The 16,840-nt window shown below is 60.6% G+C and carries 14 protein-coding genes and 1 pseudogene; 4 read left to right on the forward strand and 11 right to left on the reverse strand.

Features of this window, described 5'->3' with window-relative positions:
- The 11 genes and pseudogenes from VTU_RS33060 to VTU_RS0119760 form a co-directional block, all read right to left on the reverse strand.
- Positions 1-182, reverse strand: a 182-nt coding sequence (locus VTU_RS33060; protein ID WP_138927969.1) for a hypothetical protein, incomplete at its 3' end; no start/stop codon positions are given.
- 57 nt (positions 183-239) lie between these two features.
- Positions 240-653: a hypothetical protein gene (locus VTU_RS33065; protein ID WP_138927970.1), complete on the reverse strand. Its 414-nt coding sequence runs from the start codon at positions 651-653 to the stop codon at positions 240-242.
- A 260-nt stretch (positions 654-913) separates the two neighbouring features.
- A complete protein-coding gene (locus VTU_RS33075; protein ID WP_138927972.1) occupies positions 914-1,111 on the reverse strand; it encodes a hypothetical protein in 198 nt (65 codons plus the stop codon).
- A 226-nt stretch (positions 1,112-1,337) separates the two neighbouring features.
- Complete coding sequence (locus VTU_RS31950; protein WP_201766163.1) at positions 1,338-2,228, reverse strand: RHS repeat-associated core domain-containing protein; 891 nt, start codon at positions 2,226-2,228, stop codon at positions 1,338-1,340.
- Positions 2,225-5,776, reverse strand: coding sequence for an RHS repeat domain-containing protein (locus tag VTU_RS31955; RefSeq protein ID WP_169315427.1), 3,552 nt, complete (start codon positions 5,774-5,776; stop codon positions 2,225-2,227). The genes VTU_RS31950 and VTU_RS31955 overlap by 4 nt, the downstream gene beginning before the upstream one ends.
- 185 nt (positions 5,777-5,961) lie before the next feature.
- Positions 5,962-7,569: a carboxyl transferase domain-containing protein gene (locus VTU_RS0119740; protein WP_010107757.1), complete on the reverse strand. Its 1,608-nt coding sequence runs from the start codon at positions 7,567-7,569 to the stop codon at positions 5,962-5,964.
- A gap of 37 nt (positions 7,570-7,606) precedes the next feature.
- Positions 7,607-8,260: an HAD family hydrolase gene (locus tag VTU_RS0119745; protein WP_029554578.1), complete on the reverse strand. Its 654-nt coding sequence runs from the start codon at positions 8,258-8,260 to the stop codon at positions 7,607-7,609.
- Between the two features lie 29 nt (positions 8,261-8,289).
- Positions 8,290-8,499: a hypothetical protein gene (locus VTU_RS33080; protein WP_138927973.1), complete on the reverse strand. Its 210-nt coding sequence runs from the start codon at positions 8,497-8,499 to the stop codon at positions 8,290-8,292.
- Positions 8,478-8,903: a barstar family protein gene (locus VTU_RS0119755; protein ID WP_010107760.1), complete on the reverse strand. Its 426-nt coding sequence runs from the start codon at positions 8,901-8,903 to the stop codon at positions 8,478-8,480. Before VTU_RS0119755 ends, VTU_RS33080 begins: the two co-directional genes overlap by 22 nt.
- A 104-nt stretch (positions 8,904-9,007) precedes the next feature.
- Positions 9,008-9,208: pseudogene (locus tag VTU_RS31960) on the reverse strand (ribonuclease domain-containing protein); the annotation flags it as partial.
- Positions 9,209-9,458: 250 nt separating this feature from the next.
- Complete coding sequence (locus tag VTU_RS0119760; RefSeq protein ID WP_010107761.1) at positions 9,459-11,786, reverse strand: NADP-dependent malic enzyme; 2,328 nt, start codon at positions 11,784-11,786, stop codon at positions 9,459-9,461.
- A gap of 570 nt (positions 11,787-12,356) precedes the next feature.
- Here VTU_RS0119760 and VTU_RS0119765 point away from each other — a divergent pair.
- The 4 genes from VTU_RS0119765 to VTU_RS28845 form a co-directional block, all read left to right on the forward strand.
- Entirely contained in the window at positions 12,357-13,145 is a 789-nt protein-coding gene (locus VTU_RS0119765; protein WP_040893380.1) for a hypothetical protein, read from the forward strand.
- Between the two features lie 156 nt (positions 13,146-13,301).
- Positions 13,302-15,911 carry an ATP-dependent chaperone ClpB gene (clpB, locus tag VTU_RS0119770; RefSeq protein ID WP_010107763.1) on the forward strand — a complete coding sequence of 870 codons (2,610 nt, stop codon included), beginning with the start codon at positions 13,302-13,304 and terminating at the stop codon, positions 15,909-15,911.
- A 60-nt stretch (positions 15,912-15,971) separates the two neighbouring features.
- On the forward strand, positions 15,972-16,313 hold the full coding sequence (locus VTU_RS0119775; RefSeq protein ID WP_010107764.1) for a hypothetical protein: 342 nt from the start codon (positions 15,972-15,974) through the stop codon (positions 16,311-16,313).
- A gap of 58 nt (positions 16,314-16,371) precedes the next feature.
- A partial coding sequence (locus VTU_RS28845; protein WP_010107765.1) for an FAD-dependent monooxygenase occupies positions 16,372-16,840 on the forward strand: 469 nt, incomplete at its 3' end.

Raw genomic sequence — 16,840 nt, forward strand, 5'->3', positions numbered from 1 at the left:
GTGCCGTGATGTTTCCAGAACCACTGGAAAAGATTTTCGCCGTTAATTTCACTTAATCCAATAAATACATCCCTTGGAACTCCTTTTTCCCACAATTTCTGCTGCAGCACATCTTTGCCGTACTCAGGATCCAACAAATGTCCCGACTTCGACCAAACATCAAACTCACGAACATATTTCATTTTTCCTGGCCTCACGGAAAGTAACGGTGACCCCAGATAGAGCCTTTTTTCTATGCGTCAGTTTATTGGAGTCATGTCATCCGGATCAATAACAATATGTCCAAACTCAGAGATAATTTTTACGATCATTGGCAATAGCGTCGGTTCAGCATCGATTGGTAGATGTATCCAAGCCAAGGCTCTACCCTCCAAATATTCAAGAAACTTTGCCGCCGACTCCTTGGATTGCATGCTGTCAGGTAGTCCGTGGCTCAAACAAAACTCCTTAAATGAATCTTCTGTTAGCTCACCAGATTGAATGGCTAACTTCAAACTCTCACAGTGCGTTTCCTCAGGAATTGCACTTAAGCCAAGAAAAACATCCTCTGGAATCCCCTTTTCCCACATCGCCTGCTGTAACACTTTGCCGTACGCAGGATGCAGCAAATGTCCCGGCTTTGACCAAGCCTCAAGTTCACGAACGTATTTCATTTTCTCAGTCTCCCTTGGGATATCTAATCTTGATGTTCTTACTTCCGTAAGGACGATTGATATGCAGTGTTTTCAAACCCGTACTTATCGATGTATGCATACCAGCGACGTTAGCATCTGGCAATAACAGTGTCGCACGCACCGTGCTAGCAATCACGCTGCTCACGTGGGCGACCTCCGCATCTTGTGCAATAACGCCGTGTTCCATATGAAGCGGCATAGAGCCGTTGTGTTCCACACGAAACGACGAAGGGCCTGTATCAGTTGATTGGATTCATATTATCCGGATCAATGACAATATGCCCGAGTTCAGAAATGATTTTTACGATCATTGGCAATAGCGTCGGTTCGGCATCGATTGGCAGATGTATCCAAGCCAATGGTCTACCCCGCATGTATTCAAGAAACTTTGCTGCCGACTCCTTGGAGTGCAAGCTGTCAGGCAGTTCGTGACTCAAACAGAACTTCTTGAATGAATCTTCTGTTAGCCTACCAGATTGAATGGCCAACTCCAAATTTTCGCAGTCTACTATACTGGGAATTTCACTTAGACCAAGAAACACATCCTTTGGAACTCTTTTTCCCACAATTTCTGCTGCAGTATGTCTTTGCCATACTCAGGATCCAGCAAGTGTCCCGGCTTCGACCAAGCTTCAAGTTACGAACATATTTCATTTTTTAACCTTACGGGATATAGCGGATTTTGATATTTTGACTTCCGTGAGGACGATTGATATGTAGTGTTTTCAAGCCTGTGCTTGTCGATGTATGTATACCAGCGACGCTGCCATCTGGTAATATTTTTTGACCGTTTGAGCCTACAGTTCCTGGCAGTGAACCGAAATCTTGCTCTGCAGTGGCAACACTGTTAGGTTTGGTGTAATTTCCCTTAGAATTATCCCCTTTGGAGTCAGTCTCTTTATCCAATCCACTAGTCACCCCATCAACAATCGTATCAGTTTCTCCTTTTGGAGTTTCTGCCTTTTCATTGAATACCCAGCCAGATGCTAGCTCAAGCACGTCTTTCGTACGTTGCATGAACTGAGTACCCGCGCGTGCCATTTGCGCCCGTTGCTCGGGCGTCATGTGGGTTGTTGCAACTATGCCAGTAATTGCAACCCCCACCGCTATCACCGGAACGATAACGCTTGGAGATCTGCCGTCGAGATCAATATACTTATAAGGATTGTTGTTTGCATACGCATAGCGATTAAAGCTATGCGGCTGCTCTGGTACCAAATCCTTGGGGTCAATTCCGGTAAACCGCCCGGTCAAGGGCATATAGTAACGGGCCCCCATGTACGATAGCCCTGTCTGGGAATCGTATGGCTTGCCTGCAAACCACAGCTTGTTGCCCGCGCTGGTGGTGGTTTCCCGCTGCCGTTGCCCATAGGGCAAATAGCTTTCCTTCCAGACCAAGACACCGCTGGCATTGCTCGCCATCATGGGCGTTCCGGCAATGTCGTTGTGAAAATACGTAATGGTCGCCTGCGCCATGGCGTTGGCCCCAAGGGCCACAGAACCCAGCAGGAGAACTGCGCGGGCCAGGAAACGGTTCAGCATGTTGCGGGTCATTGCGTGGACTCCTTCTGGGCAACGCGCTTGCCGTTCAGATAGATGTATTGAATCAGTTTCCCTGGGGATCCCGGGGTGTATTCGGAGAGCAAATTCCCATGCGCTCCATGGAATTCATGGGTCTTGGTGATGCCTTGGGTGACACTGGTCCGCTTCTGATTCGCGTCGTACGCATACTGCACACTGCTGGCGGGGGTCGCGCAATTTACGCACTTCAGATTGGGCACTGCGTCGTAGGTGAACGTTCGTCCCCCGCCGCTGGCAATATTGCCCAGCGTATCGTACGTATAGGTGGCTGACAGCGTGCTTGGCACGGCACTCAGACTGCTCAATCGGTTATTCGCATCGTACTGGTAGGTCAGCTGCGTTCCGGGGATGTTCTGTGCCGTGATGTTTCCAGACCCGCTGTAAGAGATGTTCCCCGTTCCTTGCGCAGTCGTCACGCGGCTCAGGCGATCCATGTCGTCATAGCTGAAAGAACGGTTGTACAGGGAATCTCTGTAATCCATGATTCTAGTCAGGTTACCTACCGCATCGTAGCTGAAAGTGAAGTCCCCATAGTATGTTCCGGAGCGCGAGTAGGTAACAAATGTACTGGGCAACAGCCGGGAGTTTTGGCCATATATGGATTGAGTACCATTTGCATACGATATTTCCTTGACCTGCCCGGATGGCCAGTAGCTGACGGCATCGATGTATCCCGGAATCGAAGTCGGTCGCCCGAGGCTGTTCACGCTGTACGTGACTGTATCTCCAGAACGGGGGTACACAATGGATGTCAAATGGTCGTTTTCATTGTAGCCATATTGCGCAGTCCAGGATGTACCGCCCGCAGAGAGTTGCTCGCTCTTGAGGTTGCCATTGCCATCGTAAGTAAACTGGCGTGTTGCATCCGAGGATATGCTGCTCAACAACCGATGCGCGCCATCATAGGCGTAGGCCACGGACGGTGTGGATCCAGGGTACACAATGGTTTTCAGCCGGTTCTGCTGGTCATGGGTATACGAGATGATCCCTGCAGAGCCCGTGCTTTTTGACGTCATATTGCCTGCCGCATCGCGGCCGTAGGTGGTGGTCCCCGACTCAGGATGGGTTGCAGAGATCAAATGGCCTGCCGTATTGTATGCATAGCTTCTGCTCATCCTGTCCTGCGTTGCAGAGGTGATCAAGTCCCTGCTGTTGCGGCTGTAGCTGACACTGGCACTGCTCTCGGGAGTGCTTATTCCCATCAGAAATTCCTGGTCGGGATTGCCATAGGCCCTATAGGTGTAGGTTGTGGAATTATTACGCTCGTCGCGGACGGTTTTTGAATTACCGCCGTAGCTGATGGTCTTGGCGGTGTTGTCGGCATTTTGAATCCGGGTCACACGGTGCAGATTGTCGTAGGAATAGGTTCTCCCGGACCGGCTGTTGTCGGGATCAGACTCGAACGTGGTGCGTCCAAGTGCATCGACAGAGTATGTGCTTGAAATCCCGCCACGGTTCAGTTGAATGAGATGACCGTAGTCATTATAGGTACGGGTCTCGGTGAGTGATCCACGCGTTGCGGTGCGGGTATTGGTTCCGTACGCGATGCTTACGCGATTTCCAACAGGCGGCTCGATGGAGGTGATCCGGTTCAAGCCATCGTAGCTGTAGCGGGTGGTGTGGCCGCTGCCGTCGGTTTCAGAAACCACGTTCCCTGCATCGTCGACTTGCCGAGTGATGGAGATGCTCTCGGGTTGGCTTTCGTTTTTTGGAATGCCACGCATATGATTGGAATAGCGATGCGTCAACGACCGGGGAAAGGTGATGCTTTCCACATTCCCTTGCGTGTCATGGATGAAACTCACAGAGACACCATTTCTGGTTTCCGTGGTCAGATTGCCCTTGCCATCGAACTGCCGGGTGATTGAATTTCCGGTGAAGCTTTCGTTCTGCACCTGTCGGATGATCCACTTCGGGGTGTTGATGTAGTAACTTGCGGTCGTCGTTCTGCTGCCCCCATTCGGACCTGACTCCGAAATTGAACGCGGATTTCCATACTCGTCAAAGTTGCTGTAATCGGTGCGGTAGCTCACGCCATTGCGGGTGATCGTTTTCTGCGTCAAAAGCGGGGCGTTGGTTTGCAGATAGTCGATTTTGAACAAGAATGCGCCTGGACGAAAATAGGTTTCGGATGATATTTTCTGTCCCTCCCATGTGTACTGCTCTGCTTGCGTGTTGCCAATTGTTTTTTCTACCAGCAAACCGACCTTCCAGAGATTTCCTGCACTCGCGTATATCGGCCCGATGTGCTTGTAGGTGCTTGTTCCTGCGGGGCCTGTCACGGTGGTGGTGTCCAGGGATCTCGAATTGCCCGGTGCATAGCTGAAAGTCCAATTTTCACCGGAACCCAATGACTTTCTGCTGACGACGTCAGACCGGCTGCGAGGGTTTGATTGGGTATCAAAATAAACATGCTCATACGTGTAGTCGATGGTTCCACCATAGGGGTTTTTTGCAGACCGCATCAGATAGCTGCCAGCCGAAAGACCTTTGTTGCCGTTATAGCCATAAACCCAGGTGTTGCCGTCCGGTCTTGTAACGCTGGTCAGTTGATAAATATCGAGGATCCCGGAGGACTGATAATTGTACTGATAGGTTTGTCCGGCGCTGGTAATGCTTCGAATTCTTGCGGACCTGGTTCCCGGGTCGTGGTAGCTGAATGACATTGAACGACCATCGCTGGTCGTGATGTTCCGGATCTCAGGGCTTGATTCACTTGTGTATTGAATGGAGATATAGTTTCCGTTGCGATCCGTGATCTTTTTTGTATACCACTCATAAACAGGCGATCTGTTGGAGTTTGCACCAGTCGATTGGGACATTTCATAAACGACTCCGTCGGGAGACGTGACGATGAGACCACCCCCTCCCGGGTAGCATTCTGCCTTCCAACGCCGTGCAGTGATTGCCATGGGGGACATACTGCTCGTGAATGTCAGCAGTTGCCGGCTGCCATCCGGAAGTTCCAGGACTGGATTGTCCGCAATGGTTTGGCGGTTCATGTTGAGGCAAGGATGGGCGTCGCGCGCTTTCAGGATGCGGCCAAAATGGATCGTCCACCCCCACCCCGCCGTGGTCCTGGGTTGGGCCGGATTGGCGGAGTTGATGTTGCTGCTATTGTAGGAGCGGATGATTTTCAAATCCAGCCCGCCGTTGCCCGGAATGCGGATGTCAACATAGTGGCGCTGCAGAGATCCGGTAAATGGATCGATATTTTCGTGATGGCTTTGATTGACAAAATCGCGACCCGGCTGGATACCGGGTTCTTTGTAGAAATCGGGTATCACTTCCTGCGCATTGGCGACAGCAGCGCTTGCGCACAGGATCAGGCCGAAGCGTTGAATGATTCTCTTTAATATCATATATTCCCCGTGTGATCGATGACCGGATTTCAAGCACCTGAAATTCCCCGCCTTTTGGTGCTCAACGACCATGCTGGTCATGAAGCGCAAAACCGCCACCGTGCAACCGAACGATTCGGTTGGGGATTGGGGTGTGGGCTTGCGCTGCTGGTGCAGCATGCCATGTAGGCCCACTGTTCGGACCGACTTGGCAACGGCAGTACGCTGCACGCAAGCAAGTGTACTATTCAGGTCACAATTCTGCGCATTCATAGAAAAAATTTATGCTTTTGACACAATTGGTTTATTTTTCAATCACGTTGCTTCACGGGCCGGGCGACGCCCATGGGAAATACCGCTTGCCCTTACATGCGGAACAAACCAAAGCGCGTGTCTTCGATCGGCGCATTGCGCGCGGCCGCCAGGCCCAGCGCGAGCACGCGGCGCGTGTCGGCGGGGTCGATTACGCCGTCGTCCCACAGGCGCGCCGTGGCGTAATAGGGGTGGCCCTGGGTCTCGTACTGCTGGCGGATCGGGGCCTTGAAGGCTTCCTCTTCCTCCAGGCTCCATTGGTCGCCCCGGGCCTCGATGCCCTCGCGCTTGACGGTGGCGAGAACGCCCGCAGCCTGCTCGCCGCCCATGACGCCGATGCGCGCGTTGGGCCACATCCACAGAAAACGCGGCGCGTAGGCCCGGCCGCACATGCCGTAGTTGCCCGCGCCAAAGCTGCCGCCGACGATGACGGTGAACTTGGGAACGCTGGCCGTGGCCACGGCCGTGACCATTTTCGCGCCGTGGCGCGCGATGCCCTCGTTCTCGTACTTGCGGCCGACCATGAAGCCGGTGATGTTCTGCAGAAACACCAGCGGGATCTTGCGCTGGCAGCATAGTTCGATGAAATGCGCGCCCTTGAGCGCGCTTTCGGAAAACAGGATGCCGTTGTTCGCGATGATTCCCACGGCCATTCCCTCAATGCGCGCAAAGCCCGTGAGCAGCGTGGTGCCGTAGCGCGCCTTGAATTCGTCGAACGCGCTGGCGTCGACGATGCGGGCGATGATCTCGCGCATGTCAAAGGGCTTGCGCGCGTCCACCGGGATCACGCCGTAGAGTTCTTCGGCGGCAAATCGCGGCGCTGCAGGGGCCATGTCTTGCGGCGCCCGGGGCTTGCTTCGGTTCAGATTGCGCACTGCGTCGCGCGCCAGTTGCAGCGCGTGCAGGTCGTTTTGCGCCAGGTGGTCGGCCACGCCCGACAGGCGCGTGTGCACGTCGCCGCCGCCCAGGTCTTCGGCCGTGACGAGCTCGCCCGTGGCGGCCCTGACCAACGCCGGCCCGCCGAGAAAGATGCTGCCCTGGTTCTTCACGATGATCGACTCGTCGCTCATGGCCGGCACGTAGGCGCCGCCCGCCGTGCAACTGCCCATGACCACCGCGATCTGCGCGATGCCCATGGCGCTCATATTCGCCTGGTTGAAGAAAATGCGACCGAAATGCTCGCGGTCGGGGAAGACCTCGTCTTGGTTCGGCAGGTTGGCTCCGCCCGAGTCGACCAAGTAGACGCAGGGCAGCTGGTTCTGCTGCGCCACCTCCTGCGCGCGCAGGTGCTTTTTGACGGTGAGCGGGTAGTAGGTGCCGCCCTTGACCGTGGCGTCGTTGCATACGATTACGCAGTCCACGCCGCTGACGCGGCCGACGCCGGTGATCAGGCCGGCGCCGGGCGCGGCGTTGTCGTACATGCCGAGCGCGGCGAGCGGGGCCAGTTCCAGGAACGGCGTTCCGGGGTCGAGCAGCCGTTGCACACGCTCGCGCGGCAGCAGTTTGCCGCGCGCCACGTGCTTGGCGCGCGCCGCTGCGCCGCCGCCCTGGGCGATCCTGTCGAACTGCCCGCGCAAATCGTCCACCAGCGCGCGCATGGCGGCGGCGTTGCGCAGGAAGTCGTCCGACCGGACCTTGACTTGGGTGTCGAGAATGCCCATGCGCAGTTGGGGGGCTTGGCAGCGCTTGCCGCGCAACTCAGCAGCCGAGCAGTCCGGGCAAGTCGGCCATGCTGCGAAACACTTGCGTGGCGCCTGCGGCGCGCAGTGCTGCGCCGTCGTCCTGCGGTGCGTAGGCAAACACCATGGCGCCGGCGGCCACGCCGGCGGTGACGCCCGTCACCGTGTCTTCGACCACCGCACAGCGTGCGGGCGCAATCTGGAGCGCGGCCGCGGCCGCCAGGTAGACGTCGGGGGCGGGCTTGGTCGCCGGCATCTCGTGGCCGCTGAAGACGCGCCCCTCGAAATAGGGCGTGAGTCCTACCTTGGCCAGTTGCATCTCCACCTTGTGCCGATCAGCCCCGGAGGCGCAGGCGATGCGCCCGCCGTAGTGCGCGTGCACCCGATCGATGGTTCCATGGATATGTTCGATGGCCGTCAGGCGCTGACCCAGTTCGGCGTTGCGCCGCGCATAGAAAGTATCAATCCACACGTCGGTCAGGGGCCGACCCGTGTGGGCCTCGATGCGCGCGGCCTCGTTGCGCACGGCCTTGCCGACGAAAATCTGCATGCATTCGTCGGGGGTCAGGGCCCAGCCGGCTTCCTCCAGCATGTCGCGCAGAACGCCGTTGGCGATGGGTTCGCTGTCGACCAGCACGCCGTCGCAGTCGAACAGGATGGCTTCAAATTTCATGGCAGTGGGGCGCACGCCCGGGGGATTTTTCAGGCGGCACTGAGCCAGTATCCGGTGTTGAAGGGGCTGCTCATGCGCAGCGCCTGGGGGGAGACATCGACAAACTTGTCCGTGGGCATCTTCTCGGCGGTCTCGCTGATGATGTCCACGTCGTCGGTGCCCTTGGCGTCGCTAGCCTCGTTCGCCCGTTCTGCTTGGCTGGTGAATGCAGAACGGGCTACAGAAAAGAATAGAAACATCGGAACGGGACCTTGCGGTCGCCCCAGTAGTCGGCCGTGTCGCGAAAGACGTCGAGCAGTTGCTCGCGCGCTTCCTTGTCGAACTTGCCCGCGGTCGGGATCTGCTCCAACACCACGATGAATCCGGGCTGTGGGCCCGATTTGTGCAGGGGATCCGTCATGCAGTCGTACAGCGCATCGAAATTCTTGCCGAAATGCGACGGGAGGATGAATTGCTCGGCAAGCAGGTCCAGCACGTCCTGCTTGGACTGTGCGGTGGCCAGGTTGGCGTACAGGAAATGGTGCCCCATGGCGGTGGCGGCATCCTGCAGGTCCTGCACGCGGAAGGCGCGAATGGACTGCACGATGTTGGTGCGCACGCCACGCAGTGGCGTTTCCGGGGGTTTACGAGGTGGCGTCTGCATCTGCGCTACTCTTTCTTTACATGGTCCACAAACTTCCGGCGACCCGCAGGATGCGGGTGGGGGATTCAAGAGGATGCGGTTGCCAGGCTGTTTCCGGCCCGTGTTCACCGCATCGGGGGTGGCTCGACGATCTCGCGAAAACTGGCGCAGTGGTCTCGGGTGCCATCGCAGGCGTCCGGAGCGCGGGGCTTGCCGCTGCATACGATGCGCTGGTCATCTCGGTGGTTCGATCCTGGCGTTGCAACGGTGTCTTCACGGTAATAGCCCCGCTCGCGGTTGCCAAAAATCGAGCCGTCCTTGTCCCACGTTGTCCCAAGCAAAGGAGCCGGCTTCACGGGTCAGCGCGCCCCCGGATGGCTACAGCCTTCAGCATCAACGAACCTTTCAGAAACTTACGGGTTTACCCGAAATTTCGAGCCGCAAGTGTGCCGCAACGGCCCCCAAAAAGCAAGCGTCCGCGACCAGAGCCGGGCGCACGCCGTGGGGCCTGGCAAGCCCCCGGAAAGCGGGTGAAAAGATGGGAGAAAAGCAGGCCATTGCTGGCGTTATGAACGCTTAGCGGGCCGCGTTGGCGTCGGCCACCGTGAGCGCTGTCATGTTCACGATGCGCCGCACCGTGGTGCTCGCCGTCAGGATATGTACAGGCTGGGCGGCTCCGAGCAGCATGGGACCGATGGCGATATTGCCGCCAGCTGCCGTTTTCAGCAGGTTGTAGGAAATATTCGCGGCGTCGATGTTGGGCAGCACCAGCAGGTTCGCGTCTCCCACCAATTCGCTGTGCGGCATGGTGGCCGCGCGCGCTTTGCCGTCCAGGGCCACGTCGCCGTGCATTTCGCCGTCCACCTCCAGCCAGGGTGCCTGCACGCGCAGCAATTGCAGCGCCTGGCGCATCTTCAGCGCGCTGGGCTGGTTGCTGCTGCCAAAGTTGGAGTGCGACAAGAGCGCCGCCTTGGGCCGGATGCCAAAGCGCATCATTTCCTCGGCAGCCAGCACGGTGATCTCCGCCAGTTGCTCGGCCGTGGGGTCGTAGTTCACATGCGTGTCCACCAGGAACACCTGGCGCTCGGGCAGCAGCAGGCCGTTCATGCAGGCAAAGTTGTGCACGCCGGCACGCTTGCCGATTACCTGCCCGATGTAATTGAGGTGGTGCGCGGTATGGCCCCAGGTGCCCACGATCAGGCCATCGACCTCGCCCTTGTACAGCAGCATGGCGCCGATCAGGGTCAGGCGGCGGCGCATCTCGATCTTGGCAATCGGCAGCGTCACGCCCTGGCGTTCGGTCATGCGGTGGTAGGTCTGCCAGAACGTGCGGTAGCGGTGGTCTTGCTCCACGTTGACCACGTCGTAGTCGCGCCCCTCCTGCAGGCGCAGGCCGAATTTCTCGGCCCGCTGGGCGATGATCGCCGGGCGGCCGATCAGCGTGGGGCGCGCGATGCGCTCGTCGACGACGATCTGTGCGGCGCGCAGCACGCGCTCCTCCTCGCCCTCGGCGTAGGCCACGCGCTTCTTCGCGGCGGCTTTGGCGGCCGTGAAAATGGGCTTCATCATGGTGCCCGAGGCGTAGACGAAGGTCTGCAGGTGATCGCGGTAGGCGTCCATGTCGGCGATGGGGCGCCGGGCCACGCCGCTGTCGGCCGCGGCCTGGGCTACGGCCGGGGCGATCATCATCATCAGCCGCGGGTCGAACGGCTTCGGAATCAGGTACTCGGGGCCAAACGCCAGCGGCTCGCCCGCGTAGGCCGCGGCCACCACCTCGCTCTGCTCGGCCTGGGCCAGCGCGGCAATGGCGTGCACCGCGGCGACTTCCATCTCCGGCGTGATGGTGGTCGCGCCGCTGTCCAGCGCGCCGCGAAAAATATAGGGAAAGCACAGCACGTTGTTCACTTGGTTCGGGTAGTCCGAACGGCCGGTGGCCATGATGGCGTCGTCGCGCACGGCCTTCACCTCCTCGGGCGTAATCTCCGGGTTGGGGTTGGCGAGCGCAAAAATCAGCGGGCGCGGCCCCATCTGGCGCACCATGTCCTGCCGGAGCACGCCGCCGGCGGACAGGCCCAGGAACACATCTGCGCCCTCGATCACCTCGGCCAGCGTGCGTGCGCTGGTTTCTTGGGCAAACACCGCCTTGTCCTCGTCCATGAGTTCCGTGCGGCCTGCATACACCACGCCGGCCAAGTCGGTGACCCAGATGTTTTCACGCACAATGCCCAGCTTGACCAGCAGCCCCAGACAGGCCAGCGCCGCAGCGCCCGCGCCCGAGGTCACGAGCTTGACCCGGCCCGGGTCCTTGCCGGCCACTTTCAGCCCGTTGAGAATCGCTGCGCCCACCGTGATCGCAGTGCCATGCTGGTCATCATGAAAGACCGGGATCTTCATGCGCTCGCGCAGCTTGCGCTCGACGTAGAAACAGTCGGGCGCCCGGATGTCTTCGAGATTGATGCCACCAAAGGTCGGCTCCAGGCTGGCGATGATCTCCACCAACTTCGCGGGGTCTTTTTCATCGATCTCGATATCGAACACGTCGATTCCCGAGAACTTCTTGAACAGAACGGCCTTGCCCTCCATGACGGGCTTGCCCGCCAGCGGGCCAATATCTCCCAGGCCCAGCACGGCCGTGCCGTTGGTCACCACGCCCACCAAATTGCCCCGACTGGTGTATCTGAACGCGGCATTCGGGTCTTGCACGATCTCCTCGCAGGGAGCCGCGACACCGGGCGAATAGGCCAGCGCCAGATCATGCTGGTTCACCATCTGCTTGGTGGCGGCGATGGCGACCTTGCCCGGCTTGGGAAACTCGTGGTATTCGAGCGCGGCGCGGCGCAGCAGTTGGGCGCGCGTGTCCGGACCCTGGTTTGCTGCGTTATGGTCCGGGGTATTTTCGGGCATGCAATGTCTCCAACGCGGGGTGGGGCGAAAACCATGCTGCAGCAGCGCAGACAGGCGGGGTCGCGATTGTAGGGCGCGCCCCACGGGGTATTCTGCCCCGAAAATAGCGGTACAAAATGAAACAGCTGTATCGCGCGTCATGGCAAGGCGCAAACCGCCGTGCGGTCCGGGGCCGGCGTGAAGATTTGCAACGCCACCATGGGTGCGAAGGCACCGGTTCCATGATCCAAGTATTTGCGGGACAGAACATGAGCCCCGGCAGTGCCCACTGGCCCGCCACAGCCAACGCGCCATGAAAAGCAACGTTCGAGTAACTCGAAGAAAAGAATGAGCAAATGGCGCCGCAAGGCGATCGGCGCAGGTCCGGCTTACAATCGGCGACGCTGGCCGTTTCGACGCGATGGCCCGACGCGGGCAACACAGCCTCTGTGCGATGGCGGGAATGCGCCTGCCCACGGTGGGATAGTTGCTCAATGTAAGGCACAATGGGCGCTGGTTCCAACTGGGACCTGCGAAAACCCTTGGACAACGCTTTCTTGTTAACTTGTGCGAACGATAATGGAGCAACCCATGCAAAAGCAAATGCCGAAGCAAAAACAAACCTTCCTGGTGGCCCTGGCCATTGCGGCCACAACCCTGCTCACAGCCTGCGGTGGTGGTGGCGGTGGTGATGGGGGCGATGGCGGCACCGCCGCAACCTCCATCAACCCGGCCGACCTCAAAGGGCGCTGGGCGACCCCCAAGGAAGCGACCACGGCCATGACCGCGATCATCATTCCCGACGCCGGAACGGCCAACGTCTGGCTGCTGGCCAACGATTCCAGCCGGCTGGTGAAACTGATGGTGCGCGGTGACGACAGCAGTTCCAACGGCAAATCCTATGCGTTGAGCGCGGACGGCCGCGCCGCCGGGGATGGACAGCCGGTGGTGGGCAAGGCCACCCTGACGGCAACGCCCAAGAGCGTTTCCTTCACGGGAGTGAACGCCACCGTCCTGGCGCTCAACCAAAGCGACGCCTTGGCCGGCCCGGCAGTGCAGGCGGACGTGGCGGGCAGTTGGGACGTGAGCATGAGCAGCGGCAGCAGAAAGGTCCAGTGGTCGCTGGACGCCGCAGGCGCGATCGCATCAACGGATAGCAGTTCGACCACCGGCTGCACCTACACGGGCACCCTGGCCGCAATGACCGACGCCGGCGCGTACAAGGCGCAGTTCAGCGAAGCCTGCCCGGACACGGGTGGAACGAAGACCGTGAATTTCAGCGGAATTGCCACGATCAATCCGGACAAGAGCCGCCTGACCGTCATCGCGACAAGCGCCGACGACGCCCGGGGCGCAGCGCTGCTCTTCAAGAAGAAGTAAGGCGCGCCAGCCAGCCCAAGTGCCCGCCTGCTGCGCAGCAGGCGGGCATGACGCGATCCCCGGTTCATGATGCCCCCTCCCTGCGGCGGCGGGGGCGCTGTCTTGAAATCGGGCAGACGCTGCCCCAAGTGCCCCGCATTCCGGAGGACATGGACCATGCGTCTTGACAAATTCACCACCAAGTTCCAGGAGGCCCTGGGCGACGCCCAGAGCATCGCGCTGGGCAATGACCACGCCTACATCGAGCCCGTGCACCTGCTCGTGGCACTGCTCGGGCAGGACGGTGGCCCCAAGGCGCTGCTGCAGCGCGCCGGCGTGAATGTGCCTGGTTTGCTGGCGGCGGCCGAGGCGGCCGTCAAGCGCCTGCCCCAGGTGCAGGGCAACGAGCAGGTGCAGGGCGGGCCCGAACTGAGCCGCGTGCTGCAGGCGACCGAGAAGGAAGCCATCAAACGCGGCGACCAGTTCATCGCCAGCGAATTGTTCCTGCTGGCCGTGATCGACAGCAAGGGCGAGGCGGCAAAAATCGCCAAGGACCATGGCCTCACGCGCAAGAGCCTGGAGGCCGCGATCGAAGCCGTGCGCGGTGGCCAGAAAATGGACAGCGCCGAGGCCGAAGGCCAGCGCGGCGCGCTGACCAAGTACTGCATGGACCTGACGGAACGCGCACGCCTGGGCAAGCTCGACCCCGTAATCGGCCGCGACGACGAAATCCGCCGCGCGATCCAGGTGCTGCAGCGCCGCACCAAGAACAACCCCGTGCTCATTGGCGAGCCCGGCGTGGGCAAGACGGCCATCGTCGAGGGACTGGCGCAGCGCATCGTCGCCGGCGAGGTGCCCGAGTCGCTCAAGGGCAAGCGCGTGCTGTCGCTCGACATGGCCGCATTGCTGGCGGGCGCCAAGTACCGCGGCGAATTTGAGGAGCGCCTCAAGAGCGTGCTCAACGAACTCGCCAAGGACGAGGGCCAGACCATCGTCTTCATCGACGAACTGCACACCATGGTCGGCGCGGGCAAGGGCGAGGGAGCGATGGACGCGGGCAATATGCTCAAGCCCGCGCTGGCCCGCGGCGAACTGCACTGCGTGGGCGCGACCACGCTCAACGAGTACCGCAAATACATCGAAAAAGACGCTGCGCTGGAGCGGCGCTTCCAGAAAATCCTGGTTGGCGAGCCCAGCGTCGAAGCGACCATCGCCATCTTGCGCGGGTTGCAGGAAAAGTACGAGGTGCACCACGGCGTGGACATTACCGACCCGGCGATCGTGGCCGCGGCCGAACTCTCCAACCGCTACATCACGGACCGCTTCCTGCCCGACAAGGCGATCGACCTGATCGACGAGGCCGCGTCCAAGATCAAAATCGAGATGGACTCGAAACCCGAGGCGATGGACCGACTCGACCGCCGCCTGATCCAGTTGCAGATCGAACGCGAAGCCGTGCGCCGCGAAAAGGACGAATCCTCGCAAAAGCGCTTTGCACTGATCGAGCAGGAGATCACCAAGCTGCAAAAGGAAATCGCCGATTACGACGAGATCTGGCAGGCGGAAAAAGCCCAGGCCCAGGGCAGCGCCCAGGTGCGCGAAGCCATTGACAAGCTGCGCTTCCAGATCGAGGAATTCACCCGCAAGGGCGACTTCAACAAGGTCGCCGAACTGCAATACGGCAAGCTGCCCGAACTGGAAAAGCAGCTCAAACAGGCGCAGGCCCAGGAGGCGGGAAAGGACGGCGTGCCCGCCGCCCGCCGCCTGCTGCGCACGCAGGTGGGCGCTGAAGAAATCGCCGAAGTGGTGAGCCGCGCCACGGGAATCCCCGTGGCCAAGATGATGCAGGGCGAGAAAGACAAGCTGCTGCAAATGGAGGCCCGGCTGCACGAGCGCGTGGTCGGTCAGGACGAGGCGATCGCCGCCGTGGCGAACGCCATCCGCCGTTCGCGCTCGGGCCTGTCCGACCCGAGTCGCCCCACGGGATCGTTCCTGTTCCTCGGCCCCACGGGCGTGGGCAAGACCGAACTGTGCAAGGCGCTGGCGGGCTTCCTGTTCGATGGCGAGGACCACCTGATCCGCATCGACATGAGCGAGTTCATGGAAAAGCACTCCGTGGCCCGCCTGATCGGCGCGCCGCCCGGCTACGTGGGCTACGAGGAGGGCGGCCACCTGACCGAGGCCGTGCGCCGCAAACCCTACAGCGTGCTGCTGCTCGACGAGGTGGAGAAGGCCCACCCCGACGTCTTCAACGTGCTGCTCCAGGTGCTCGACGACGGCCGCCTGACCGACGGCCAGGGCCGCACCGTGGACTTCAAGAACACGGTGATCGTGATGACGAGCAACCTGGGATCGCAGCTCATCCAGGCCATGGTCGGGCAGGACCCGGACGACATCAAGGAGGCCGTCTGGGGCGAACTCAGAGCCCGTTTCCGTCCCGAATTCCTGAACCGGATCGACGAGACGGTGCTGTTCCATGCGCTCGACGCGCAGCACATCGCGTCCATTGCACGCATCCAGTTGCAGGGGCTGCAATCCCGGCTGGCGAAGATGGATCTGGACCTGCAGGTCTCGGACGCGGCCTTGGCGGAATTGGCCAAGGTCGGTTTCGACCCGGTGTTCGGTGCGCGGCCGCTCAAGCGGGCGATCCAGCAACGCATCGAGAACCCGTTGTCCCGGCTGCTGCTGGAAGGGCACTTCCCGCCCAAGAGCGTGATTCCGGTCAGCGTGAACCCGGTGCTCGATCCGGGCGTGTTCCAGTTCGGCAACGCGCCGCAGGGAGGCTGAACCGGGCCGTGCAGAGAGCCGGGTTAGCCGCGTTCCAGCTTGTTGAAGGAGAGGTGTCGTTTGAAGGCAATCGTTGCGGATCTTTTGCGTGGGGTGGCGGTGCTCATGGGACTGCTCATGGGACTGGTGTTCTTTCTGAGCCTGCTCACGGCCGCCCTGGTGCTGGCTCTGGTGTGGGCGCTGCGCGCCGGGTGGGCGCGGCTCACGGGCCGGCCCGCCACACCCTGGGGGATGCGCGTGGACCCGCGCACGGGGTTCGGCAGCGCCTTTCGGGCGACACGGCGCTGGTCCTGGGCTTCGCGCACGGAAGCCGCTGCGCGGGACGAGGCGGCAGCGCGCCGCAGCGACGTTCCACCCGAGGCGGGCGGGGTGACGGACGTCGAGCCACGCGAATTGCGCTGACCCGGCACGGCGCAGCCCCCGGCTGGCGCAGTTCCTGACAACGCACCCCACACAGCGCATGAGGAAACAGCTGTTGGTCGCAGGCGGCGGAATTGGCGGCCTGGCTGCGGCCCTGGGCGCATCGCACGCGGGCTGGCAGGTGCGCCTGTACGAACGCGCCACCGCGTTCAGCGAAGTGGGCGCAGGCGTGCAACTCGGCCCCCATGGGGTGCGCTGTCTGCAGGACTGGGGGTTGGAGCAGCCGCTGCAGGCCGTGGTCTCGCTCCCCGACCGCCTGCAGGTGCGCTGCGCGCTCACGGGCCGGGAACTGGCCGCGCTGCCCCTGGGCCGCACGGCCGCAGAGCGCTACGGCGCCGCCTACGCCACCATCCACCGCGCCGACCTGCACGACCTGCTGCTAACCGCGCTGACCCGCTGCACCGGCGCGCGGCTGCAACTCGGGCAGGCGGTCGAGGACTTTACCGACACCGATGGCGCCGTCACGCTGCGCACCAGCCGGGGCGAGGCCTGGCAGGGTGACGCGCTCA

The sequence above is a fragment of the Verminephrobacter aporrectodeae subsp. tuberculatae At4 genome (genome assembly GCF_000193225.1).
In the GTDB taxonomy this organism is placed as follows: domain Bacteria; phylum Pseudomonadota; class Gammaproteobacteria; order Burkholderiales; family Burkholderiaceae_C; genus Acidovorax; species Acidovorax aporrectodeae.

Excerpts from the sequence above, each read along its gene's own strand:
- VTU_RS33065 (WP_138927970.1), bottom strand. The coding sequence starts at position 653 with ATGAAATACGTTCGTGAACTTGAGGCTTGGTCAAAGCCGGGACATTTG.
- VTU_RS31950 (WP_201766163.1), bottom strand. The coding sequence starts at position 2,228 with ATGACCCGCAACATGCTGAACCGTTTCCTGGCCCGCGCAGTTCTCCTG.
- VTU_RS31955 (WP_169315427.1), bottom strand. The coding sequence starts at position 5,776 with ATGCTGCACCAGCAGCGCAAGCCCACACCCCAATCCCCAACCGAATCG.
- VTU_RS0119740 (WP_010107757.1), bottom strand. The coding sequence starts at position 7,569 with ATGGGCATTCTCGACACCCAAGTCAAGGTCCGGTCGGACGACTTCCTG.
- VTU_RS0119745 (WP_029554578.1), bottom strand. The coding sequence starts at position 8,260 with ATGAAATTTGAAGCCATCCTGTTCGACTGCGACGGCGTGCTGGTCGAC.
- VTU_RS33080 (WP_138927973.1), bottom strand. The coding sequence starts at position 8,499 with ATGTTTCTATTCTTTTCTGTAGCCCGTTCTGCATTCACCAGCCAAGCA.
- VTU_RS0119755 (WP_010107760.1), bottom strand. The coding sequence starts at position 8,903 with ATGCAGACGCCACCTCGTAAACCCCCGGAAACGCCACTGCGTGGCGTG.
- VTU_RS0119760 (WP_010107761.1), bottom strand. The coding sequence starts at position 11,786 with ATGCCCGAAAATACCCCGGACCATAACGCAGCAAACCAGGGTCCGGAC.
- VTU_RS0119765 (WP_040893380.1), top strand. The coding sequence starts at position 12,357 with ATGCAAAAGCAAATGCCGAAGCAAAAACAAACCTTCCTGGTGGCCCTG.
- clpB (WP_010107763.1), top strand. The coding sequence starts at position 13,302 with ATGCGTCTTGACAAATTCACCACCAAGTTCCAGGAGGCCCTGGGCGAC.